A 20,641-nucleotide genomic window follows, 5' to 3' on the forward strand; every position below is an offset into this window, starting at 1 on the left:
CGTTCGCTTTGTATCGGGCGGCCGCGCGCCGACGAGCGCGTCGGTCCCGATGCGGCGCTCAGGGCAGGGTGATCGGCAGCTTCTGCCCGTCGAGGACGTGGCGGCAGTCGCACTCGTCATCGTCATCGTCGGGCAGGGCGGCCACCGTGGCCTCGAGGACGGCGGAGAGCTTGGGCAGGTTGCGGGCGAACAGCTCCAGTACCGCCTCCTGCGTCACGTGCTCGCCGCCCTCGACGCCCGCGTCCCCGTCCGTGACGAGCGCGAGCGTGGTGCAGCACAGCGCCAGCTCGCGCGCCAGCGCGGCCTCCGGCATGGCGGTCATGTTGACGATCGTCCCGCCGTCCCGGGCGTTGCGCCGCGACTCCGCGCGCGACGAGAACCGGGGACCCTGGATCACCACCATCGTGCCGCCGTCCACGGCGGGCAGGGCCCCGGCCTGCGCCGCGGCCGCCGCCGCGACCCGGCCGCGCGGGCAGTACAGGTCGGCGAACGGGACGTGCACCACCGGCCCTTCGACGTCGTAGTACGTGTGCGCGCGTCCCCACGTGCGGTCGATCACCTGGTCCGGCACGACGACGGTCCCCGCGGCCAGCTCCGGGACCAGCCCGCCCACCGCGCACGTCGTCACGACCTGCCGGACCCCGAGCGCGCGCAGCGCCCAGAGGTTCGCGCGGTAGGGGACGCGGTGGGGCGCGAACCGGTGGTCGGCGCCATGTCCCTGCCCGCCGTGCGGGACGACACGCCCTCCCGCAGCCGCAGCCACGTCGTGAACGTGCGGGCCGCGGTGGTCCCGCGCGATCTCGGCGGACCCGTCGGACGACCCGTTGTCCACCACCACCGGGTCCTGGTCGTCGCCGGCGTTGCCGGTCTCGCGCCTCGTCGTCGGGAGCGCGGCATGAGCGCGGCGACCGTCCGGACTGGGCGCTGGAGCTGGTCGGACCCGGCGGGACCACGCACCTGACGCGCGCCGACCTGCTGGCCATGAGCCAGCACGAGGCGGTGCTGCCGATCGCCTGCGTCGAGGGCTGGAGCGCGTCGGCGCGGTGGACCGGCGTCCGGAGACGACGCCGACCAGGAGCAGCACGGCTGCGAAGATGCCCGGCCCCGTGCGCACCACCCAGTGGCCGACGAACGGTTCGGCCCCGGTGAGCAGCTGTGCGTCGGTCAGGTGCCGCAGCAGGACGGCGACGAGCGCGAGCCCGGGGACCGACGCCGCCCAGACGGACACTGCCACCGTGGGCCCGCGCCTCTGCACCAGGTCCCGCCCGGGGGCGGCGTCCAGGTCTTGCCCGATGGCGGCGTCAGGTCGTCCGCGGGGCGTCGTCCGCCCCGCAGCGTCGGTGCGGGCTCGGGTCGTGGGGTATCGGCCACTGCTCCATCGTGTCCGGTGATCGACGCCGACGGGGGGTGAGGCGACCTGACGGAAGGCTGACGGTCGGGCCTGCGGCCAGAGAACTCCGATGAACTGGCTCAGGAGGCGCGACACGTCGAGGGATACCGCCGCACCGAAGCTGACCAGGACCGATATCGGTGCAGAAAAGCTAGTATCGACCGCGAGTCCGTAGCCCGGGAACTGACGACCATGACCCCGGCCGGACTCGGTCCACCATCCGGGAACTGGCGCCGCACACCCGACGGCCACGTCGAGGATGACGGTCCCCACCCCTGCACGCCACGGTCGGCCGCGCCCTCGGCCAGTAGCCCAGGAAGGCACCACCATGACCACCGAGTCAGTCCCCGTGTGGCCCCGTATCGAGGCCGTAACCCGGTCCGACGGCACCGGCGAGCTCACGATCGACGGCACCAGCCACCCGATCCAGGCCCCCACCATCGAGGAAGCCCGTCAGACGATCCTCACGCGCATCGCCGACACCGCTGCCGAGCTCCGACGCCCGGTGCGTGCATTGGCCAGCGGGCCGGACGGGCAATGGCCCCTGATGGTGCATCCCGACGGCCGCGTCGAGGACGACGACAGCCGACCCGCGTGGGCGATCGGGCCCATCGCGCCGTCGCCATCAGCCCCTGCACCGGAGACGGCGAGCAAGACGGCGAGCAAGGACGAGGCAGCAACCCCCGAGCCGCCCGTGACCGGCGCAGCCGATCCCGCCGTCGAGAAGCCCGACAGCGGCCCATGGGCACGCGCCGCCCGCCAAGCTCAGGCGCGTGCGACCTCGACCCAGCCCGGCCTGGCCACCGGTCCCGCTCCGGTCGACCTGCCGACGCTCCTCGGGCTGCCCGAGGAAGACACGGTCGTACGAGTCCACCGCGAGGCCATCGACACCACGCCCGCCCCTGCCCAGTCGGCGGCACCGGGCCGACGCCGCATCGTCCCGCTCACGCTCGCCGTTGCAGGGGCCGTCGTGCTGGTCGCCGCCGGGACGGTCGCTGTGATCGCCCTGACCGGCAACGGCCCCGGACCTGGACCGACCGATTCCGCGGTCGCCCGGCCTGGCGCGGGAGCGAACCTCCCGGTCCAGGCACCGGCAGGCTATGGCCAGACCGCCGTCTGGTCGGTCCCGGTCGGCAGTGAACCGCAGGTCCTGATCACACCCGACGGCGGAGTCCTTGCCGCACCCGTGGGAGACGAGACGATCACCGTCTTCGACGCGGCCGAGGGAACCGCGATCTGGGAAGGACGCGACCCCGTCGAGGGCCTCCACCTCTCGCGTGTCGGTGACCGACCCGTGCTGGCCGCCGACAGCCCCGGCACCCTGCACGTGTGGCCGCTGGACACCACCGACCCCGCGGGCGTGGCTCCGACCACGATCGAGCTCGGCAGCGATCAGGCCGAGGTCACCTACGACGGCACGGCCCCGCTCATCGTGCTTCCGGACCAGGCTGTGGCCCTTCTTGAGGAGAAGAGCGCCACCCCGGTCCGCCGCGACGTCCCCGTCGGTGCGACCCCGGTGGCCGCGACCCCTGAGCACGTCATCGCGGTAGGCCCTGGCTCCTGGTGGACCATCACCGCTGATGCGGATCCTGTCCGTCACGACCTGCCCGAGCCCAAGCAGGCCGTCGGCGACCCGACAGCGGCGATCGTCGTCGGCGGCAATCAGCTGGCCGTCGTCTGGCATACCGCGGACTCGGCTGAGGACGTCCTCGCACTGGTCGGCCTGGACCGCAACGTCATCCGCGCGACGAGCCTGATCCGGTCGTCGGCGATCCCGCCTGACGCCGAACCTCTCCGAGACCGCGCCGGCTCCACCCGGACGATCGGGCCAGTTCTCGTGGACGTCGGCCCCAAACCTGTGCTCGCCGACCTCGGGGACATCACCCCCGAAGCGGTGATCGGGCGCACCGTCTACGGCACCAGCAAGAGCAAGCCGGCCGTCGCGACCTGGAGCCCTGACGGCGTCGACCTCGAGGCCAGCGAGAGCACCGGCGAGACGGCACCGATCGCAGCGCTGACCGAGGACGTCGCGTTCGTCGTGGCGTCGGAGGGCGACGAGACCCTCCTCTACGCACTGCCCCGCATCGGAGAGACGAGACCGAAGGGACGAAACCCGTGACCGACCTTCGTCCTCGACTGAGCGAGATCGACGGGCCTCAGCCCGCGTCGAACCGCTCCTCCCCCTCCTTGTCGGGGTTGTCCTCGGGGTACTCGCCGGGGATCGCGTCCTCGTACGACGGCTGCTCTGAGGCCTTGTCCGTGGCCCCGTCACGCAGCTCCGGGGCCACCAGGTCGAGGAGCTGGGCATGCAGGTCCAGGAGGCTCGTCGCATGCAGGTCGAAGACGTCGCCCGGGCCGGGCGGGTCGCCGTCGGACCGCGACACGTAGGCCGTGCGCATCCCCGCGGCCGCGGCCGCCCGTAGGTCCCAGGCGTGTGCGGCCACCATGTACGGCGTCCCCGAACCGGAGGGCAGGCTGTTCAGCGCCAGCTCGTAGAGGGCGGGGTCCGGCTTGTAGGTCTGCGCGTCCTCGGCGGAGAGCACCTGGTGCCACCGCAGCCTGGCGTTGGCGCTCAGCCCGGCGAGGACCCGGCGGCTCGCGTTCGAGAGGCCGAGCACGGCGACGTCGGCGGTGAGGAGGTCGAGACCCGCGACTGTGTCCGGCCAGGGCTGCAGCCACTCCGACGCGTCGGCGAGCCGGCCGGCGGCGTCGGGCAGCAGGAAGCGCTCGCCGACCAGCCAGGTCAACGCCTCGAGGTCCAGCTCGTGGCTGGGGGCGAAGGCGCGGCGTCCCTCGACGATCGCGCGTTCCTGCTCGGCGACGTGCCCCAGCCATCGGCGGGCCACCTCCGCCGCGGCGCCGCTGTCGATCCCGGCCGTCGCCGTCACGTGCCGCTCCAGGCTCCCGGTCTGATCGACCAGGGTGCCGAGAACGTCGAGGACGACGGTCGGCCGGGTTGTCTCCTCCGTCGCAGGTCCCATGCGTTCACCGTAATGGAATCCCCCGAACGTGTTCGATGAGAGGCAGAGTGGTGGCACGGACAATCTGGAGGAGAACGTGGACTATCGCCATGAGCTCAGGTTCGGGTCGTTCATCACTCCGGCGAACGAGGACCCGCAACGGACCGTCGACCTCGCCGTCGAGTCCGAGCGAGCCGGGCTGGACCTCGTCACGTTCCAGGACCACCCGTACCAGCGGAGGTTCCTCGATACGTGGACGCTCCTGTCGTACGTCGCGGCGCGCACCGAACGCGTCTCCCTGGCCCCGAACGTGGCCAACCTTCCGTTGCGGCCGCCCGCAGTGCTGGCTCGCTCGGCCGCCGCGCTCGACGCCCTGACGGGCGGCAGGGTCGAGCTGGGTCTGGGCGCCGGCGCGTTCTGGGACGCGATCGAGGCCATGGGCGGCAGGCGCTTGGCCCCGGGGCAGGCCGTCCAGGCCACGCGCGAGGCGATCGGCGTCATCCACTCCGCCTGGGGACGCGGCCCCGCGCGCGTCGAGGGCGAGTTCTACTGGGCGCGCGGCGCCAAGCCAGGAACTCAGCCGGCCCACGACATCGGGATCTGGATCGGCGCCTACCGGCCCCGCATGCTCGAGCTCACCGGCACCCTCGCCGACGGCTGGCTGCCGTCGGTCGGACGGCTGAGCGCGCAGGAGATGACCGACGCGAACGCGCGCCTCGACGACGCCGCGGTGGCGGCGGGCCGCAACCCGGCCGACGTGGTGCGGATCGCCAACATCTCAGGCCCGCTGTCGCCGCAGGTCGTGCCGGAGTGGGTCGACCGGCTCACGGCGCTCACCCTCAAGGAGGGTTTCTCGACGTACATCCTCGATGGCGACGACCCGGCTGGCCTGCAGCTGATCGGCCAGGAGATCGCACCCGCCGTCCGCGAGGCCGTGGCCGCCGAGCGGGGCTGACGGCGCTCCGGGCGGCCCAGCAGCTGGTCAGGAGCCGGCGCGCAGGCCCCGCAGCGTGTGCTCGAAGCTGCGGATGAAGCCGTCGCGATGCTGCTGGTCGCAGGCCCGGGCGATGATGCCGCGCTCCCAGATGAGGAGGTCGATGTCCTCCGGCGCGAGGTCTTCCCGGATCGTGCCAGTGGCCTGAGCAGCATCGAGGAAGCCGCTGGCCACCTTGCTGGCTTGCTCGCACAGGGCGGCGATCGGAGCGGAGCCGGGCAGCGCACGCAGCAGGACGTCGTTGGCGGCGGGCTCGTCGTACTGGAGCAGCCAGATCTGCCGCAGGTAGCTCTCGAACCGCTCGACCGGGTCTTCGATCGCGCTGACCACGGTGATGATGCCCCGGATGCGCTCGGCGACCAGCTCCTCCACCACTGCGTCGATCAGCCCCTGCCGGCCGCCGAAGCGGTGGTAGATGGTGCCCTTGCTGACGCCCGCGGCGCGGGCCACCTCGTCCAGGGGGCTGTTCAGCCCGTGCACCCGGAACACGTCGAGGGCCGCCGTGCGGATGCCCTCGACGTTGCGCCGTGCGTCCGCGCGGAGCCGGGGTGTGTCAGAGCTCATCGACCGCCGCCGGTCGACGTGGCGCCGACTGCGGCCGGCGTGCCGACGGTCTCGTTCCAGCTCGTGTCCAGGGCCTGCAGGAACGCCCCGACCGGCTGCGCGCCGGAGATGGCGTACTTGCCGGCGAACACGAAGAACGGCACGCCGCTGATGCCGTACTGCCGGGCCTGCTCGAGGTCCGCCTCGACGCCGTCGGCGAACTCCCCGCTGGTCAGCGCGGCGAGGGCGGCGTCGCGGTCCAGGCCGACGTCGGCGGCCAGGTCCGCCAGGACCTGGTGGTCACCGACGTTGAGCCCATCGGTGAAGTACGCCTGGAACAGCCGCTGGATCATCTCGTGCTGCTTGCCCTGCGTGGCGGCGAAGTGGCTGAGCTGGTGCGCGGTGCGTGTGCTCACGGCCTGGGTGCGCTCGAAGTGGTAGTCCAGCCCGATCTGCCGGGCGCGCTCCGCGACCTGGTCGTTCATGGCCCGCGCCTGGTCGAGCGGGAGACGGTGATGGACCGACAGGAGCTCGGCCGCGTTGACCGGGGCGTCGCCGTCCGACAGCTGGGGCATCAGAAGGAAGCTGTGGTACCGCACCTCGACGCCGGAGGCGTGGGGGAACTTCTCTAGCGCCTGGCCCAGCAGCGTGTCGCCCATGTAGCAGAACGGGCACATGACGTCGCTCCACACGTCCACCACGAGCCGGTCGCCGGCCTGGCCGAAGGCCTCGCCGGCCATCAGCGGCACTCCCCGTCCAGGTCGCAGACGCCGAACGCGTCGCCCGTGGGCAGAAACTCGAACGGCGAGGTGTTGGACTGGGTGGTCGGGTCGCCGTCGACGGCCTCGGGGGTATGTTCCGCCGCGAGGTCGACGACGAGGGCCGGCTCCGCGATCGCATTACTTGACGTCATGGTCAAGAACCCTAGGATAAGTTGAATGGTGCGTCAAGATGGCGCTCCACCACCGGCGACGGGATGAGCCGAAAGATGTCCACCGTGCAGTTCGAGCTGTTCACCTCGGCCTTCTGCGGCCCGTGCCATCACACGCGCGCCGTCGTCACGGAGGCGGTCCGGCTGATCCCGGGCGCGACGATGGTCGAGCACGACGTCGCGCACGAGACCGACCTGGCCGAGTCGCTCGACATCCGCTCCACGCCCACGGTCATCGTCCGGGGTGCCGACGGCGCCGAGACCTTCCGGGCCGGCGGCACCCCGAACGTCGCACAGGTCCTGGTGGCGGCAGAGCGCGCGCTGCGCTGACCGCTGCATCAGTCCAGGACGGCGTACGCCTCGACCTCGACCAGCACGTCGGGCTCGAAGAGGTAGTCGACGCCGATGAGCGAGACGGGCGGCATGGGCTGCGGGATCCCGAGCTCGTCGGTGACGGCGGCCAGGCCCGCCATGAAGTCGTCGATCTTCGCAGGCTCCCAGTGCGTGACGAAGAACCTCAGGCGCACGACGTCGGAGAAGGTCGCGCCGGCGCCGGCGAGGCCGCGCGCCGTGTTGCGCAGGGCCTGTGCCACCTGGCCGGCGAGGTCGTCGGTCGCGATGTGGTTGCCCTCGGCGTCGCGCGCGATCTGGCCGGCGACGTGCACCTGGCGGCTGCCCGTGCTGACGGAGACGTGGTGGTACGGAACGGGCTGGAGCATGCCCTCGGGGGTGAGGAGCTGGACGGCCATGGAAGATCCCTTCGCTGGTTCTTAGTAGGTATCTCATGTGTACCTGGTGTCCGAAGGGAACTTCAACTAGCCTAGGTTTCATGCCGGATACCAGGGAGCCCGCCGAGCGCATCCAGATCGCCCCGCAGCACCGCGAGCTGCTCGACCAGGTGCTCGACAAGTGGTCGCTGCAGGTGCTCGAAGAGGTGTGCGAGCAGCCCCTGCGCTTCAACGAGCTGCGCCGCGCGATCCCCGTGGTGACGCAGAAGTCGCTGACGGCGACGCTGCGGCGCCTCGAACGCAACGGGATGGTCGACCGGGTGGTCGTCAGCTCGCGCCCGATCGCCGTCGAGTACCGCATCTCGCAGCTCGGCAGGACCATCCAGGACCTGATCGACGCCCTGTTCTACTGGAGCGCCGAGAACATGGGCGACGTCGAGAGTGCGCGGGCGCGGTTCGACGCCGAGGGCTAGCGGGCTGCCCGGGCGTGCCTCACGTCGTCCGCGTACCTCTTAGGATGTTCGCGACAATTGGTGCGAACTGACTTGGGGCGGCTTTCGGTGTCATCGGATTCTTCGGTAAGTCTCCGTGTTGCGTGGATCGGTGCGGGCGCGGTCGTCCTGGCAGCGGTGATCGGTCTGTTCACCGGGACGGTGGAGGTGCCGGTGCTGTCGGGCAGCCCGACGTCGTCGGACCTGCAGAACCAGGTCGCGGAACTCACGGCGTCCAAGCGGGCGCTCCAGGCTGAGAACGAGGCTCTGAGCGAGCAGGTCGATAAGCTCGCCGGCCAGCAGGCAGGGTCGACGGGCTCCGGCACGGCCGGTTCCGCGGCGGCGCCCGGCGGCGAGATCACGATCAACAACTACACGTGCATCGATCTCGACAGCGAAGAGCCCGACTGGGGCGCGACCGACTACGGCGACGGCGACGGCGACCTGTGCTACTCGGACTACCTCATTGGCGACAAGCTCTCGGTCCTCGACGATGCGCCGACGCTCGACGCCTGCCGCGCCCAGACGCAGTTCGAGGACAGCATCCGCGATGTCGAGAAGCTGCAGGGCCGGTACGTCTGTGCGACGTCCGGCGCTGGACGGCTCTTCAGCGTGCACGTCACTGAGGTTTCTGAGGTGTCGCCGGGCGCGATGTCGTTCGAGATCACCCGGCTGGAGTCGTAGAGCCGGCGGTGGCAGTTCAGGCCGCGGCCGCCCAGGACAGGGCGCGCAGGCATCCCGAGCGGATGTCGTCGAGGTGCGCTGCGAGCTCCGCCGGGGCATCCCGGTTGAGGCCCTGGCGCACCGCCGTCAGGCCGGGGCCCAGGCGGAGGTGGAGTCCCCAGGTGAGGTGGGCGGTGGCGAAGCCCAGCGCAGCGGCGGGCCGGAGGTCGGCACCCGCCAGGTCGCTGACGGCGCTGCCGTAGACCTCGAGGAGGGCCGGCTCGTCGAGCTCCCCGTGCCCGCCGAAGGCGCGGTAGAGCGAGACGAAGGTACCCAGGTCGAACCCCACGGGGCCGACGCCGGCGTGCTCCCAGTCGATGAGCGCGAGGTCGCCGTGCGGGTCCAGGCCAGCGTTGCGCGGCGTGAGATCCCCGTGGACGAGGGTGGCGGGCAGCTCCTTGGCACGTGCGCTCAGCTCGTCGGCAGCGTCCAGGCAGGCGTGCAGGGCCTTCGTCTGCTCGGGCGTGAACAGGGTCCGGAGCTGCGGGTCGTCGGCTAGGCCGTCGAGGTTGTCGTGCCCTGCGGACACGTGATGGCTGTACGCGGCGTAGCCCTCCTGCTCCAGCCAGGGGGCGTCGAGCAGTCCCGGGCGCACGGCCCCCGGCGCGTAGAGCAGCGCGGTGCGCTGGGCGGCGGTCATGGCGGAGTCGGGGGTCCAGCTCTGCTGCAGGACGCCGCGGACGTCGCGCATGACGATCCAGCTGAAGCCGTGGTGGCTGAACACCGTCGCGGACGGCGGCGTCGTCAGCCCGCGGGGGAGCAAGTCGGGGACGCTGCTGCCGTAGAAGTGGGCTTCGCGGCGGTCCAGCAGGCGATCGCGCGAGTCGAGCAGCGTCATGCGCCCCCAGCCCAGGATCTTGACGATCCACAGGGACGGGTTGGCGTACGGCGTCGCGATGCTTGCCCGGAGGACCGCCGCCTGGCCGAGGCCCGTGGACAGGTCGCGCACCGAGAGCACGTGCGCGCCTGGTCCCCACGGGCCGTCATGGGAGGCGAGAGCGGCTGTGATCGTGTCGGCGTCGGGCAGGACGCGGTTGGACATCTGCTTCCTCACGGCGGCTGTGCTGGGGAGTCCGGGACGAAGAGAACATCCGACCACGAGGCAGCGGGAAATGTCATTCCGCTCCGGAGGTACCCGGATGTCGAGAATCTGGTAGGGGCTCCGTCCCAGGTTCAGAAGTGGCCACGAGGGCCGCATGACACAGGGAGTGATACCGATGGAGCAGCACGAGATCACCGAGATCCTGAACCGGCCGTACAGCCAGGAGCTGCTGGCCCGCGACATCACCCGCCTGGCCTACGTCGCCCAGGACGGCGCGCCGCGGACCGTCCCGATCGGGTTCACCTGGAACGGCTCGACAATCGTGATGTGCACGTCGAAGAACGCCCCGAAGCTGGCGAGCCTGCGCGCGAACCCGATGGTCGCCCTGACCATCGACACCGAGGTGCACCCGCCCAAGATCCTGCTCATCCGCGGGCGGGCGGAGCTGGACGTTGTGGACGGGATCCCGGAGGAGTACCTGTCGATGAACACGTCCTACGAGATGACCGCCGAGCAGCGGGTCGTGTGGGAGAAGGAGGTCCGCTCCCTCTACGACGGGATGGTCCGGATCGTGGTGACGCCGACGTGGGCGAAGCTGATCGACTTCGAGACGACGCTGCCGAGCGCGGTCGAGGAGCTGGTCCAGGAGCGGGCGGAGCGGCAGCGGGCGTGAGGGGGGTGCGGGCCCAATGTGGCGGGGGTGAGCCTCCGTTGGCATTCGCCCCCGCCGCTGACCGCCGGTTCGGTCAGGCCTTGCTGTGGATGGTGACGACGTAACCGTCGGGGTCGCGGAACGAGAACGTCGTCCCGAAGGGCCCGTCGGCCGGCTCCTGCACGATCGGCACCTGCTGGTCGCGAAGCTTCTCGTGCAGACCGGCGGCGTCGTCGTTGTGGAACCAGACGCCGATCCCGGCGCCGAGCTGCGGGGCGGCCTCCAGGTCGACGCCGGGGAACGGCTTGCGGACGGCGAACGCGACGCCGGCGGACGCGAACACCACGGCGTCGGGGTTCGGCGCGGGTACCCGCCGCAGGCCGACGACGCTCTCGTAGAACGCCGCGGACGTCTCCAGGTCGCGCACCTGGAATGAGACAAAGTCAGGACCAGCAGTCATGGGACAGCTCCTTCTCGTTGGCAAGTGTCAATAGCCTGACACTCGATCGTCAAGTGTGTCAAACTATTGACATGACCGATCGAGGCCTGCCCACGTTGCCGGAGGAGCTGGGGATTCTGATCAAGGAGACCCAGGCCGTGCTGCACCAGCGCATGGACGAGGTGCTGCGGCCCCTCGGGCTCAACGTGGCGCAGTACGCCTGCCTCCACGCGCTGCACGACAGCCCAGGGATCACGAGCTCCGAGCTGGCCCGCCGGGCGTTCGTGTCCCGGCAGTCGATGAACGTCCTGCTGCAAGGGCTGGTCCAGCGGGGGCTCGTCGAGCGCTCCGATCAACCTGGACCGCGCCGTGAGCTCGCCGCGGCGCTGACCGGGCCGGCCGTGGAGCTGCTCGACAACGCGCAGGGGCGGGTGTCGGGGATCGTGAACCGTATGACGGAGGGGCTCGACGAGGAGCGGCTGCTGCGGCTCCGGGACGAGCTTGTCGTGTGCCGGGATGCGTTGACGGCGTCGGGCGGCTGACCCCGCGAACGCGTCCCCGACCTGCTTCAGATCGTGCGCCACCATCCATCGGTCCAGAGGTTCGGGCCGATGCGGCGGGCGAGTATGTGCTCGTCGAGGTCGCGGACGAGCGCGCGTAGCTCGCGTGCGGACCTGGGCGGCAGGGCGCAGATGGCTCGTTCGAGATCTTCTCGTTCGTATGCTGAGGCGCCGCAGCATTCGGCAACACAGCCCTCGCCGGGCAGGTAGCTCCAGAACTGCCGTCTTGCGGCGAACTGCTCCCAGAAACGGAGCGTCTCGTAGACCTGGCCGGGCCGGCGTTCGAAGCGGCGGATCGCCGCTTGGGTGGAGCCTGACAGTCGAGGGTGCTTCAGGTACAGCATCGCTCGTGCGGAGCGGTAAGCATCGCGCGCGTCAGCGAGTGAGCGCAACTGACTCGGGCGCCTACGCGGCATGTCCCTTCGTGGTGATGTTCATGAGCGGCATCGTGGCACAGGCCCGGCTGTGAAGCACGCAAAACGGCTGACGAACAGGTCGCCGAGGACGGACCGGTCATCCGGCGATCAGCACCTCCACGCCCAGCCCCACGACCTGCTCGATAACGGTGTCGTGCGGATCGGCGTCGGTGATCACACCGCTCACCTTCTCCCAGGGCAGCACCTGGAACCGCGATGCGGTCCCGATCTTCTCCGACGACGCGAGGATGTAGGTGTCCGCTGCCCGCGCGGACAGTGCGCGCTTCATCGCGGCTTCCTCTGCGTCCCCCGTGGTCAGGCCGGCTTCGGGGTGCACGCCTGTGACGCCGAGCAGGCACAGGTCCGCGGAGACGTTCTGCGCCGCCTCCACCGCCGCGGCCCCCGAGGCGACTGCCGAGTGCTTGAAGATGCGACCCCCGAGCAGGAAGATCTCCGCCCCCGGGTGGTCGAGCAGGGCCACTGCGATCGTCGGGCTGTGGGTGATCACTGTGCACTCCAGGTCGCGCGGGAGCGCCTGGGCGACAGCAAGCGCGGTGGTGCCGCCGTCGAGGATCAGTGCACCGCCTGGCCGCACGAGCCCGGCGGCCAGCGAAGCGACCTTGCGCTTGCTGTCTGGGGCCACGGTCTGCCGGGCGGTGTAGCCGACTACGGCCGGCGAAACCGGGAGCGCGCCACCGTAGACGCGCTGGACCAGCCCCTCGGCGGCCAGATCGCGCAGGTCGCGCCGCACGCTGTCCTCGGAGATGCCCAGCTCGGCGGCGACGTCCTTGGCGACGACCTTGCCCTCGCGAGTGAGCAGTCCGAGCAGGTGATCGCGTCGTTCAGCAGCCAGCATCCGTAGTCTCTCCCGTTGTTGCACGTTTCTGCATGTACGGTAGCACTCGTGACCGACAAACCCTTGCTCATCCTGATCGCCGGCCCGTACCGCTCCGGCACCGACGGCGACCCGCAGGCCATGGCCGCCAATCTCGCCCGCCTCGAAGCCGCCGCCTGGCCGATCTTCGCGGCCGGCCATCTCCCGATGATCGGGGAGTGGGTGGCCCTGCCCGTCCTGCGCGCGGCCGGCGCGGGACCGACCGATCCCCTCGCTGACGAGGTTCTGTACCCGGCCGCCGATCGCCTGCTCGCCCATTGCGACGCCGTGCTGCGCCTGGCCGGCGACTCGGCCGGCGCGGACCAGGACGTGGCCATCGCTCACCGCCGTGGCCTGCCCGTCTACCACGACGTGGCCGAGATTCCCCGCCGCACCACGCAGGAGATCGCATGACGAGCCGGCCGGGCATCGACACCCCTGATCATCGCGGCCGCGTCGGCCTCGACCAGGCTGGACGCGGCCTGGACCGCAACCCCGACGTCGTGATCCGGGACGTCGAGCTCACCTCCCAGGGCTGGCACGTCCTGCGCCGCACCACGTTCGACTACCGCCGCCGCGACGGACGCTGGGAAAACCAGCAGCGGGAGACCTACGACCGTGGCAACGGCGCGGTCGTCCTGCCCTACGACGCCGGGCGCGGCCGCGTCCTGCTCACCCGCCAGTTTCGCTACCCGGCCTACGTCAACGACCATCCCGACGGCATGCTGGTCGAAGCGGCGGCAGGGCTGCTGGACGCGGACGACCCGCCGACTGCCATCCGGCGCGAGAGCGCGGAAGAACTCGGTTTCGCCCTCGGAGAACTCACCCACGTCCTCGACGCCTACATGAGCCCCGGCTCCGTCACCGAACGCCTCCACTTCTTCGCCGCCCCCTATACGCCGGCCGACCGGACCGGCGTCGGCGGCGGGCTGGAGGAAGACGGCGAGGACATCGAGGTGCTTGAACTTCCATTCGCCGAAGCCCTCGCCATGATCCGCGACGGGCGCATCACCGACGGCAAGACCATCCTGCTCCTGCAATGGGCAGCTCTGGACGGACCCTTCGCGGCCGCCGCGGGCGGTTCCTGACGCGCCCTCGCTTTCTCCGGCCTGAGGACCCGCCTTGCCCGAGGAGCCCACGATCGTCCCGCTGGGTTGATACTCGAGTGACCACCGACGACGGCTCGTGGCGCCTCACCTTGAGCGCGACGCCGGTTGTCAGTGCGTCAGTGCGTTCGACCAGAAGAAGGTCTCCACATGACGTTGAACAACGCCGTCCAACTCATCGCGTACGCCGATCGGCTCGGCGGTGACCTGCCGGGTCTTGCGCGGTTCCTGGGCCGCGACGAGATCGCGAGCGCGTTCGGCGGTGTGCACGTCCTGCCGTTCTTCACGCCTTTCGACGGCGCCGATGCGGGCTTCGACCCGGTGGACCACACGGCTGTCGACCCGCGCCTGGGTTCGTGGGACGACGTGCGCGACCTGGCACGGACCCACGACGTCGTGGTGGACCTGATCGTCAATCACGTCTCGGCAGGCTCCGCGGCGTTCCTGGACGTGCGCGCCCGGGGCGAGGAGTCGACGTCGTACCCGATGTTCCTCACGATGTCCTCGGTCTTCCCCGACGGCGCGCGCGAGGAGGACCTCGCGCGTGTCTACCGGCCGCGGCCCGGGCTGCCGTTCACCGCGCTGCGCCTGGGGAACCGCCTGCGCTACGTGTGGACCACATTCACGCCGCAGCAGATCGACATCGACGTGCGCTCCGAGCAGGGCCGCGCCTACCTCTCGTCGATCCTCGACGCCGTCGCGGGCGCGGGTGTACGCCTCGTGCGGCTCGACGCCGTCGGGTACGCGATCAAGACCGCCGGCACCACGAGCTTCATGACACCCGAGACGTTCGCGTTCATCGAGGACTTCACCGCGCAGGCACGCGAACGCGGCGTCGACGTGCTCGTCGAGGTGCACTCCTACTACCGGCGCCAGATCGAGATCGCGCGCGCTGTGGACCTCGTCTACGACTTCGCCCTGCCCCCGCTCGTGCTGCACGCGCTGTACACCGGCGACGGCACGGTCCTGGTGGACTGGCTGCGGGAGCGGCCGCGCAACGCGGTCACGGTGCTCGACACGCACGACGGCATCGGCGTCATCGACGTCGGCCCCGATCAGACCACCGAGGCCGGCGAGGCAGAGCGGCCCGGGCTGCTCAGTCCCGCGCAGGTCGACGAGCTCGTGCGCGGCATCCATGAGCGCACCGGCGGAGCGTCGGCGCTCGCGACCGGCGGGGCGGCGTCGAACCTCGACCTCTACCAGGTCAACTCGACGTTCTACGACGCGCTCGGGCGCGACGACAGCCGCTACCTCGCGGCCCGCGCCATCCAGCTCTTCACGCCCGGCATCCCGCAGGTCTACTACGTCGGTGCCCTCGCCGGCACGAACGACGTGGCGCTCCTCGAGCGCACGGGCGTGGGACGCGACATCAACCGCCACTACTACACGCCCGAAGAGATCGAGGCCGACCTCGCCCGTCCCGTAGTGCGGGGACTCCTCGCGCTGTGCCGGTTCCGCAACACGTTCCCCGCGTTCGACGGCGACGTCGACGTCGCGCTCGACGGCTCACGCCTCACCCTGGTCCGCCGGGGCGTCGCCGTTCCGGACGCCGTCGCGACCCTCGTCGTCGAAGTCGCAACCGGCGCGACGCACATCTCCTGGGAGAGTCCACACGGGTCAGGCGCAACCGACGACCTCGTCGGCCAGCCTCCCGGCTGACCATGCGAGCGTGCCAGCCCGCGCGGCGGCGGGCCCCAGGCTCGTCGGGGCCGGCACCGGCTGACTGACTCGGCGTACCAAGTAGGCCGAGTCAGGCCAAGTCACGCTGTCGGCCACGTCTTGGTCGTGGTCCAGCCCGCGAAGGTGTGCCAGCCGACCTCGGGGTAGCGGCGATGGAGGTCGGCGGTATTGATGTCGAGCCCGACCTCGCTGAAGTAGGCGAACATCGCTGCCAGGTCGGCGGACCACTGCCTCGCCTGGTCCATCGGGAACTCGACGTACTCGACCGGGCCACCGCACCGCTCGGCGAGGACGGCGGCGATCTCCTTGCCGCTGAGCATGTCCGAGGCGATGTCCACGCGGCGGCCGCTGAACTCCGAGCGGCGGCCGATCGCCAGGGCGGCGAAGGCGCCGATGTCGGCGGCGGCCACATGGGCGAGTGGCGTCTCGGGTGGCATGGGCAGGCCCACGCGGCCGGACCTGAGCATGTCGAGCGTCCAGGACATCTGGTAGTCGTCCATGAACTTGGCCGGGCCGATCACGGTCCACTCGAGACCGGATTCGGCGAGATGCTGCTCGATCAGGTGCTTGCTCTCGAAGTGAGGGATGCCGGTACCGCGGTCGGCATTGGCTGCGGAGGTGAAGACGACGTGGCCGACACCCGCCTCGGCGGCCGAGTCGATGAGGTTGCGGCCCTGGGCGACCTCGGTGTCGGTGTCCGTCTCGAAGGGGGTGGTGACGGCGAACAGGCTGTCCGCACCCGCCAGCCCGGATGCGAGGGACTCCGGGTCGGTGAGGTCGGCTCGGCGAAGCTCGACGCCGCGGTCTGCGAGCGCGCGGGCGCGGGACGACGTCGGGTCGCGGGTGAGGGCGACGACGCGATGGCCGCCGCGCAGCAGGGCGCTCAGGGCGGAACCACCCTGGGTGCCGGTCGCGCCGGTCACGGCGACGGTGAATGGGGAAGGCATGGGTCTCCTGTCAAAGTGACTGCATGGCACAGTAGATGCGCCGTGCAGTTAACCTATCAGGATTTCACTGCGCCGTGCAGTTATATTTGGTCCATGCCGAACCGACGCAAGGGCCTCATCGCTGCCGTGGCAGACGAGTCCCGGCGGTACATGGCCGCATACGTGCTGTTCAACCAGGCGATCGCGGACCGGTTGGGGATGCACCCGACCGACGTGCAGTGCTTTAGCCTGCTCGCCGCGGAGCCGGGTCCGGTCAGCGCGAAGCGGGTCGGGGAGCTGTCGGGCCTGACGACCGGCGCGACCAGCCGGCTGCTCGACAGGCTCGAGCGCGCCAGCCTGATCTCGCGGACGCCCGACCCGGCGGACCGGCGGAGGGTGCTCGTCGCCGTCGTGCCCGAAGCCGTGGAGCGGGTGAGCGCGGTCTGGGACGAGTTCGAGCCTGCGTGGCAGGGGCTGTTCACGGACCTCTCGGAGGAAGAGCTGTCGGTGCTGGTCGAGCACATGCGCCGCGTCACCGAGTTCAGTCGCCAGCAGATCGAGCTGCTCCGCGGGGGCTGACGGCGTCGTGCGCCGCCGTCCGGCATAGCCTGGAGCCGAACCCACGGAAGGAAGCACCATGTCCCGCGTCCTGATCATCGGCGGCCACGGCAAGATCGCGCTCCGGCTCGCCCCACTGCTCGTGGAGCGCGGCGACGTCGTCACCAGCGTGATCCGCAATCCCGACCATGCGGACGAGGTCGCGGCCACGGGTGCCGTCCCGCTGATCGCCGACGTCGAGCACCTCGACACCGCCGGCCTCGGCGACGTCGTGCAGGGGCAGGACGCCGTGGTCTGGTCCGCCGGTGCGGGCGGCGGGAACCCGGAGCGCACGTACGCCGTCGACCGCGACGCCGCCATCCGTTCGATGGACGCCGCGAACGTGGAGGGCGTCATGCGGTACGTCATGGTGTCCTACCTCGGAGCGGGTCCCGGGCACGGCGTGTCCGAGGACAGCTCGTTCTTCGCCTACGCGGAGGCCAAGACGGCGGCCGACGAGCACCTGCGTTCCTCGTCGCTCGACTACACGATCCTCCAGCCCGGCCCGCTCACCCTGGACGAGCCCACCGGGCTGATCGAGGTGGCGAACCCCGGCCGGGGGCGGGTCTCGCGGGCCGACGTCGCGGCCGTGGCCGCAGCGGTCCTGGCGGACGACAGCACCATCAGGCGCACCATCGCCTTCGGCAACGGCGGGACGCCGATCGCGGAGGCGGTTGCCGCTGCGCCGTAGGGCTGCCTCGTCGGGCAACCGATCAGTCCCAGTGATCGGTTGCCCGACGCGCGTGTTCCTGCCCACGGCCACACTTACGATCGGCGCATGCCCCAGCTGATCGTCGCCGTGCTCGTCGCTCTTGCGCTCACCGCCTGCCAGGGCGGGGCGGGTGTAGGACAGGAGGCGGGGCCGGGCGCCGGTCAGAGCAGCGCGTCCGTCGAGGTCACCGACGTGACTCTCCCGCCGACGAGCGGACGGTTCGACTACCAGCTCGGCGCCGCCTACGAGCTGGAGGGCGGGCTGGACGTCGTCGTACGCGACGCGACAGCGGATCCCGCCGTCGGGGCCTACAACATCTGCTACGTCAACGGGTTCCAGACCCAGCCCGGCGAGGCGGACCTCTGGCTCGGCGGAAACGAGGACCTGCTGCTGCACGACGCGGCCGGGGAGCTCGTCGTCGACCCGGACTGGCCCGCCGAGTACGTCCTGGACCCGTCCACGCAGGCGCGGCGCGACCGCATCGTCGACATCCTCGGCCCCGTGGTCTCCGGGTGCGCCGATGCCGGGTTCGACGCCGTCGAGATCGACAACCTGGACACCTGGACGCGGTTCACCGACCCGGGCGCGGGCCTGATCGAGCAGGCGGACGCCCTGGCGCTCGCCGGCTCCTACATCGACCTCGCGCACGAGGCGGGCCTCGCCGTCGGACAGAAGAACGCGGCGGAGGCGACGACGGAGGGGCGCGAGCTCGGATTCGACTTCGCGGTCACCGAGGAGTGCGCGGCCTACGACGAGTGCGGCTCGTACACCGGCGTCTACGGGGAGCGCGTGCTCGAGATCGAGTACACGGACAACCTGCCGGACGGGTTCGACGCCGTCTGCGCCGACCCGGACCGCGCGCCTCTGACGATCCTGCGCGACCGCGACCTGGTGGCCCCGGGTGATGCGGCCTACACCTACGCCCAGTGCACTCGTTGAGTGCTGGATATTCGCCCTTCGCAGGCTGATACAAGGGCGAATATCCAGCACTCAACGAGCTGGACGTGGTTGGCGAGTGGCTAGAGGTGGTTTTCGGGCGCCGGGCGTGGTCCACTTTGTACCGGTATGCGCTGGCCGTTCGCAGGGCTGACCTGCGACGTCGTCGGACCCCCCAAGCCCGGGAGGGGTCCCCGGTGGACTGCGCTTCACTGGGCGCGGACCCGACAGAAGGAGCACCCCATGGATGCCGAGAGCGGCACACCCACCGGTGGCGAGGCGAGCTCGCCGTACTTCGTCCGGCCGGCCGGTGAGCCGGCCCGCGACATGCCGTCCCCGGCAGGACCGCCTGAGGATCCCGGGCGCTCCGGCGGGGTGCGGACCGAGCGGCCCCCGGCCGACCTGCTCGCGGTGCTGCTGGGCAACGCGACCCTGCTGGGCCTCGGCTACGCGTTCCTGCGGCGGTGGGGGCTCTTCGCCACCGCCCTGGCGGGCACCGTGGTGCTGGTCGGCATCCTCGCGGCCGTTCCCGGTTCGCCCGGCTGGCTGATCGTGCTCGGGGTGTGGTGGCTGGCGATGGTCGCGCACGGGTGGTGGCTCGCGCGCCCCGGGCGCGTCGCCCCGGCGGAACGCCCGCTGCCCCAGCGCATCGTGGCGGGCGCGGTCGTCGTGGCGCTGGTGGCCACCGTCGTCGGGCTGCGGATCGACACGGTACGGACGGTCGACGACGCCGCCGTGGTCCACGCGGCCGGCGACTGCGACCAGGCGACCGAGCTGCTGGACCGCCTCGGGCCGGCGAACCGCGTGGTGTACGGCTCGATGGCTCTGAAGGGCGAGGCGGACCTGGAGGCCTGCGGGCTCCTGCTCGACGCGCTCGCGCCCGGGCAGCAGGACCGCGAGGCCGCCGCGGAGCTCCAGGTGTACATGAACGACCCGAGCGCACTGTGGGACGGCGCCGGGCCTCTGCGCGCCGAGCACCTGCTCGATACGGCGTACGACGACGGCGCCGTCGACCAGAAGGCGCTGGAGGCCGGCTTCGAGCAGCTCGCGACGACGCTGGACGAGACCCCGAGCCAGGCCGGCCGGGTGGAGTCGGTGGCGAAGGCCTTCCTGGCCGACCTCGCCGAGCAGCCGGACCACTGCGCGGTCCGGGACGTGGTCGAGTGGGTCGACGGCCAGGGATGGGAGGCGCCGGCTCTGGCCGAGCCCGTCGCCGCGGCGTCGGACGAGGTACCGAGGCGGATCCTCGGGTGCGCCAGGACCCTGGCCGACGCGGACGAGCTGACGGCGTCGCGCCACACCTACGAGGCGTTCCTGCACGACTTCCGTTCCGACCGGAGGGCCGATGCCGCCTCCGACGAGCTGTACGACGTGATCACCGGTATCCAGCGCAAGAACGTGCAGGACCTGCTGACCGCCGACCGGTACTGCGCGAACCCCGCGCCGTACCGGGGTGCGGCGCCGTACCGGCGCAGCGGCGGCAACCCGATGCGGGTGTACGGGATCGACCCGATCGCGCATGCCTTCCCCCGACCTTGGCGGGCGAACAGCCTCGACGACATGGTGCTCGTCGCCTGCGTCGACGGGCCCAAGGACGGCTCCTACCAGGAGACCTGCGCGTACGAGAGCGACATCGGCGGCCCCTTCGGGTCCGATGTGGACTTCTACGCGAGCCGCTTCGACGTGAAGCTCTACGAGGTCCGGACCGGCCGGCAGGTCGCGGCCTTCTCGGACGAGTTCGGCGAGCCCTGCCCGCCGAGCATCATGGTCGAGTCGTACACGGGCATCTTCGTCCCGCCGGACACCAAGCGCTCGACGTTCACCTCCGGCGACCTGCGCGGCATGTTCGAGGTCTATCAGAGCTAACTCTGCCGAGGTGGTTCCGCGAAGTAGAGCGCCTGTCCGGCTCTCCCTGGCTATCGCCACGGAGACCCGGACAGG

Annotated in this window: 25 protein-coding genes; 14 read left to right on the top strand and 11 right to left on the bottom strand. The window is 71.0% G+C overall.

Annotated features, from left to right (window positions below):
• Positions 1-58: 58 nt before the first annotated feature.
• Positions 59-1,234 carry a hypothetical protein gene (locus ACFT2C_RS10240; RefSeq protein WP_377206933.1) on the bottom strand — a complete coding sequence of 392 codons (1,176 nt, stop codon included), beginning with the start codon at positions 1,232-1,234 and terminating at the stop codon, positions 59-61.
• A 484-nt stretch (positions 1,235-1,718) separates the two neighbouring features.
• On the opposite strand from ACFT2C_RS10240, the gene ACFT2C_RS10245 reads away from it, so the two are divergent.
• Complete coding sequence (locus tag ACFT2C_RS10245; RefSeq protein WP_377206934.1) at positions 1,719-3,509, top strand: hypothetical protein; 1,791 nt, start codon at positions 1,719-1,721, stop codon at positions 3,507-3,509.
• Positions 3,510-3,546: 37 nt separating this feature from the next.
• Here the strand turns inward: ACFT2C_RS10245 and ACFT2C_RS10250 are convergent, their stop codons facing one another.
• Positions 3,547-4,371: a haloacid dehalogenase type II gene (locus ACFT2C_RS10250; protein ID WP_377206935.1), complete on the bottom strand. Its 825-nt coding sequence runs from the start codon at positions 4,369-4,371 to the stop codon at positions 3,547-3,549.
• A 76-nt stretch (positions 4,372-4,447) separates the two neighbouring features.
• Here ACFT2C_RS10250 and ACFT2C_RS10255 point away from each other — a divergent pair, with 76 nt between their 5' ends.
• The gene (locus ACFT2C_RS10255) at positions 4,448-5,305 is read left to right on the top strand and encodes an LLM class flavin-dependent oxidoreductase (protein ID WP_377206936.1); all 858 of its coding nucleotides are present in this window, start codon (positions 4,448-4,450) and stop codon (positions 5,303-5,305) included.
• A 27-nt stretch (positions 5,306-5,332) separates the two neighbouring features.
• Here the strand turns inward: ACFT2C_RS10255 and ACFT2C_RS10260 are convergent, their stop codons facing one another.
• The 3 genes from ACFT2C_RS10260 to ACFT2C_RS10270 are packed head-to-tail and all read right to left on the bottom strand — an operon-like array spanning position 5,333 to position 6,800.
• Positions 5,333-5,908 (bottom strand): TetR/AcrR family transcriptional regulator, encoded by a 576-nt coding sequence (locus ACFT2C_RS10260; RefSeq protein WP_377206937.1) that lies wholly within the window; start codon positions 5,906-5,908, stop codon positions 5,333-5,335.
• Positions 5,905-6,627, bottom strand: a complete 723-nt coding sequence (locus ACFT2C_RS10265) for a DsbA family protein (RefSeq protein WP_377206938.1) — start codon at positions 6,625-6,627, stop codon at positions 5,905-5,907. The genes ACFT2C_RS10260 and ACFT2C_RS10265 overlap by 4 nt, the downstream gene beginning before the upstream one ends.
• The gene (locus ACFT2C_RS10270; protein WP_377206939.1) at positions 6,627-6,800 is read right to left on the bottom strand and encodes a hypothetical protein; all 174 of its coding nucleotides are present in this window, start codon (positions 6,798-6,800) and stop codon (positions 6,627-6,629) included. The genes ACFT2C_RS10265 and ACFT2C_RS10270 overlap by 1 nt, the downstream gene beginning before the upstream one ends.
• 75 nt (positions 6,801-6,875) lie before the next feature.
• Between ACFT2C_RS10270 and ACFT2C_RS10275 the strand changes: the two genes are divergently transcribed.
• Positions 6,876-7,148, top strand: a complete 273-nt coding sequence (locus ACFT2C_RS10275; RefSeq protein WP_377206940.1) for a thioredoxin family protein — start codon at positions 6,876-6,878, stop codon at positions 7,146-7,148.
• Between the two features lie 8 nt (positions 7,149-7,156).
• On the opposite strand, the gene ACFT2C_RS10280 is transcribed toward ACFT2C_RS10275, so the two are convergent.
• A complete protein-coding gene (locus ACFT2C_RS10280) occupies positions 7,157-7,567 on the bottom strand; it encodes a RidA family protein (protein WP_377206941.1) in 411 nt (136 codons plus the stop codon).
• 80 nt (positions 7,568-7,647) lie between these two features.
• Between ACFT2C_RS10280 and ACFT2C_RS10285 the strand changes: the two genes are divergently transcribed.
• Together ACFT2C_RS10285 and ACFT2C_RS10290 are read left to right on the top strand one after the other, a co-directional pair.
• Positions 7,648-8,019 (top strand): winged helix-turn-helix transcriptional regulator, encoded by a 372-nt coding sequence (locus ACFT2C_RS10285; protein WP_377206942.1) that lies wholly within the window; start codon positions 7,648-7,650, stop codon positions 8,017-8,019.
• 156 nt (positions 8,020-8,175) lie between these two features.
• Positions 8,176-8,721, top strand: a complete 546-nt coding sequence (locus ACFT2C_RS10290) for a hypothetical protein (protein WP_377206943.1) — start codon at positions 8,176-8,178, stop codon at positions 8,719-8,721.
• A gap of 16 nt (positions 8,722-8,737) precedes the next feature.
• Here the strand turns inward: ACFT2C_RS10290 and ACFT2C_RS10295 are convergent, their stop codons facing one another.
• The gene (locus ACFT2C_RS10295) at positions 8,738-9,802 is read right to left on the bottom strand and encodes a phosphotransferase (RefSeq protein ID WP_377206944.1); all 1,065 of its coding nucleotides are present in this window, start codon (positions 9,800-9,802) and stop codon (positions 8,738-8,740) included.
• 175 nt (positions 9,803-9,977) lie between these two features.
• Between ACFT2C_RS10295 and ACFT2C_RS10300 the strand changes: the two genes are divergently transcribed.
• Complete coding sequence (locus ACFT2C_RS10300) at positions 9,978-10,475, top strand: pyridoxamine 5'-phosphate oxidase family protein (RefSeq protein WP_377206945.1); 498 nt, start codon at positions 9,978-9,980, stop codon at positions 10,473-10,475.
• A gap of 73 nt (positions 10,476-10,548) precedes the next feature.
• Here the strand turns inward: ACFT2C_RS10300 and ACFT2C_RS10305 are convergent, their stop codons facing one another.
• Positions 10,549-10,914 (bottom strand): VOC family protein, encoded by a 366-nt coding sequence (locus tag ACFT2C_RS10305; protein WP_377206946.1) that lies wholly within the window; start codon positions 10,912-10,914, stop codon positions 10,549-10,551.
• A gap of 71 nt (positions 10,915-10,985) precedes the next feature.
• On the opposite strand from ACFT2C_RS10305, the gene ACFT2C_RS10310 reads away from it, so the two are divergent.
• A complete protein-coding gene (locus ACFT2C_RS10310; protein ID WP_377206947.1) occupies positions 10,986-11,435 on the top strand; it encodes a MarR family winged helix-turn-helix transcriptional regulator in 450 nt (149 codons plus the stop codon).
• 26 nt (positions 11,436-11,461) lie between these two features.
• Here ACFT2C_RS10310 and ACFT2C_RS10315 read toward each other — a convergent pair whose 3' ends face one another.
• A complete protein-coding gene (locus ACFT2C_RS10315; protein ID WP_377206948.1) occupies positions 11,462-11,797 on the bottom strand; it encodes a hypothetical protein in 336 nt (111 codons plus the stop codon).
• A 169-nt stretch (positions 11,798-11,966) separates the two neighbouring features.
• Positions 11,967-12,725: a DeoR/GlpR family DNA-binding transcription regulator gene (locus ACFT2C_RS10320; protein WP_377206949.1), complete on the bottom strand. Its 759-nt coding sequence runs from the start codon at positions 12,723-12,725 to the stop codon at positions 11,967-11,969.
• Positions 12,726-12,773: 48 nt separating this feature from the next.
• Here ACFT2C_RS10320 and ACFT2C_RS10325 point away from each other — a divergent pair, with 48 nt between their 5' ends.
• The 3 genes from ACFT2C_RS10325 to gtfA all read left to right on the top strand — a co-directional run bounded on the left by ACFT2C_RS10325 (position 12,774) and on the right by gtfA (position 15,508).
• The gene (locus ACFT2C_RS10325; protein ID WP_377206950.1) at positions 12,774-13,157 is read left to right on the top strand and encodes a DUF4406 domain-containing protein; all 384 of its coding nucleotides are present in this window, start codon (positions 12,774-12,776) and stop codon (positions 13,155-13,157) included.
• Positions 13,154-13,831 carry an NUDIX domain-containing protein gene (locus tag ACFT2C_RS10330; protein WP_377206951.1) on the top strand — a complete coding sequence of 226 codons (678 nt, stop codon included), beginning with the start codon at positions 13,154-13,156 and terminating at the stop codon, positions 13,829-13,831. Before ACFT2C_RS10325 ends, ACFT2C_RS10330 begins: the two co-directional genes overlap by 4 nt.
• Before the next feature lie 168 nt (positions 13,832-13,999).
• The gene (gene gtfA, locus ACFT2C_RS10335; protein ID WP_377206952.1) at positions 14,000-15,508 is read left to right on the top strand and encodes a sucrose phosphorylase; all 1,509 of its coding nucleotides are present in this window, start codon (positions 14,000-14,002) and stop codon (positions 15,506-15,508) included.
• A gap of 101 nt (positions 15,509-15,609) precedes the next feature.
• Here gtfA and ACFT2C_RS10340 read toward each other — a convergent pair whose 3' ends face one another.
• Complete coding sequence (locus ACFT2C_RS10340; RefSeq protein WP_377206953.1) at positions 15,610-16,476, bottom strand: NmrA/HSCARG family protein; 867 nt, start codon at positions 16,474-16,476, stop codon at positions 15,610-15,612.
• A 93-nt stretch (positions 16,477-16,569) separates the two neighbouring features.
• On the opposite strand from ACFT2C_RS10340, the gene ACFT2C_RS10345 reads away from it, so the two are divergent.
• From ACFT2C_RS10345 to ACFT2C_RS10360, 4 genes are all read left to right on the top strand, one after another.
• The gene (locus tag ACFT2C_RS10345) at positions 16,570-17,034 is read left to right on the top strand and encodes a MarR family winged helix-turn-helix transcriptional regulator (protein ID WP_377206954.1); all 465 of its coding nucleotides are present in this window, start codon (positions 16,570-16,572) and stop codon (positions 17,032-17,034) included.
• A gap of 58 nt (positions 17,035-17,092) precedes the next feature.
• The gene (locus tag ACFT2C_RS10350) at positions 17,093-17,743 is read left to right on the top strand and encodes an SDR family oxidoreductase (RefSeq protein ID WP_377206955.1); all 651 of its coding nucleotides are present in this window, start codon (positions 17,093-17,095) and stop codon (positions 17,741-17,743) included.
• Between the two features lie 87 nt (positions 17,744-17,830).
• On the top strand, positions 17,831-18,703 hold the full coding sequence (locus tag ACFT2C_RS10355; RefSeq protein WP_377206956.1) for an endo alpha-1,4 polygalactosaminidase: 873 nt from the start codon (positions 17,831-17,833) through the stop codon (positions 18,701-18,703).
• A 240-nt stretch (positions 18,704-18,943) separates the two neighbouring features.
• The gene (locus tag ACFT2C_RS10360) at positions 18,944-20,566 is read left to right on the top strand and encodes a hypothetical protein (RefSeq protein WP_377206957.1); all 1,623 of its coding nucleotides are present in this window, start codon (positions 18,944-18,946) and stop codon (positions 20,564-20,566) included.
• The last annotated feature ends 75 nt before the right edge of the window (positions 20,567-20,641 follow it).

The sequence above is a fragment of the Promicromonospora sp. NPDC057138 genome (assembly GCF_042670845.1).
Taxonomy (GTDB): domain Bacteria; phylum Actinomycetota; class Actinomycetes; order Actinomycetales; family Cellulomonadaceae; genus Promicromonospora.

Bases quoted from the DNA above. Each gene is read 5' to 3' on its own strand.
- ACFT2C_RS10355 (WP_377206956.1), top strand. From the start codon at position 17,831: ATGCCCCAGCTGATCGTCGCCGTGCTCGTCGCTCTTGCGCTCACCGCC.
- ACFT2C_RS10285 (WP_377206942.1), top strand. From the start codon at position 7,648: ATGCCGGATACCAGGGAGCCCGCCGAGCGCATCCAGATCGCCCCGCAG.
- ACFT2C_RS10295 (WP_377206944.1), bottom strand. From the start codon at position 9,802: ATGTCCAACCGCGTCCTGCCCGACGCCGACACGATCACAGCCGCTCTC.
- ACFT2C_RS10300 (WP_377206945.1), top strand. From the start codon at position 9,978: ATGGAGCAGCACGAGATCACCGAGATCCTGAACCGGCCGTACAGCCAG.
- ACFT2C_RS10330 (WP_377206951.1), top strand. From the start codon at position 13,154: ATGACGAGCCGGCCGGGCATCGACACCCCTGATCATCGCGGCCGCGTC.
- ACFT2C_RS10305 (WP_377206946.1), bottom strand. From the start codon at position 10,914: ATGACTGCTGGTCCTGACTTTGTCTCATTCCAGGTGCGCGACCTGGAG.
- ACFT2C_RS10345 (WP_377206954.1), top strand. From the start codon at position 16,570: ATGCCGAACCGACGCAAGGGCCTCATCGCTGCCGTGGCAGACGAGTCC.
- ACFT2C_RS10280 (WP_377206941.1), bottom strand. From the start codon at position 7,567: ATGGCCGTCCAGCTCCTCACCCCCGAGGGCATGCTCCAGCCCGTTCCG.
- ACFT2C_RS10310 (WP_377206947.1), top strand. From the start codon at position 10,986: ATGACCGATCGAGGCCTGCCCACGTTGCCGGAGGAGCTGGGGATTCTG.
- ACFT2C_RS10260 (WP_377206937.1), bottom strand. From the start codon at position 5,908: ATGAGCTCTGACACACCCCGGCTCCGCGCGGACGCACGGCGCAACGTC.
- ACFT2C_RS10275 (WP_377206940.1), top strand. From the start codon at position 6,876: ATGTCCACCGTGCAGTTCGAGCTGTTCACCTCGGCCTTCTGCGGCCCG.
- ACFT2C_RS10320 (WP_377206949.1), bottom strand. From the start codon at position 12,725: ATGCTGGCTGCTGAACGACGCGATCACCTGCTCGGACTGCTCACTCGC.
- gtfA (WP_377206952.1), top strand. From the start codon at position 14,000: ATGACGTTGAACAACGCCGTCCAACTCATCGCGTACGCCGATCGGCTC.
- ACFT2C_RS10250 (WP_377206935.1), bottom strand. From the start codon at position 4,371: ATGGGACCTGCGACGGAGGAGACAACCCGGCCGACCGTCGTCCTCGAC.
- ACFT2C_RS10350 (WP_377206955.1), top strand. From the start codon at position 17,093: ATGTCCCGCGTCCTGATCATCGGCGGCCACGGCAAGATCGCGCTCCGG.
- ACFT2C_RS10315 (WP_377206948.1), bottom strand. From the start codon at position 11,797: ATGCTGTACCTGAAGCACCCTCGACTGTCAGGCTCCACCCAAGCGGCG.
- ACFT2C_RS10245 (WP_377206934.1), top strand. From the start codon at position 1,719: ATGACCACCGAGTCAGTCCCCGTGTGGCCCCGTATCGAGGCCGTAACC.
- ACFT2C_RS10340 (WP_377206953.1), bottom strand. From the start codon at position 16,476: ATGCCTTCCCCATTCACCGTCGCCGTGACCGGCGCGACCGGCACCCAG.
- ACFT2C_RS10270 (WP_377206939.1), bottom strand. From the start codon at position 6,800: ATGACGTCAAGTAATGCGATCGCGGAGCCGGCCCTCGTCGTCGACCTC.
- ACFT2C_RS10360 (WP_377206957.1), top strand. From the start codon at position 18,944: ATGGATGCCGAGAGCGGCACACCCACCGGTGGCGAGGCGAGCTCGCCG.
- ACFT2C_RS10265 (WP_377206938.1), bottom strand. From the start codon at position 6,627: ATGGCCGGCGAGGCCTTCGGCCAGGCCGGCGACCGGCTCGTGGTGGAC.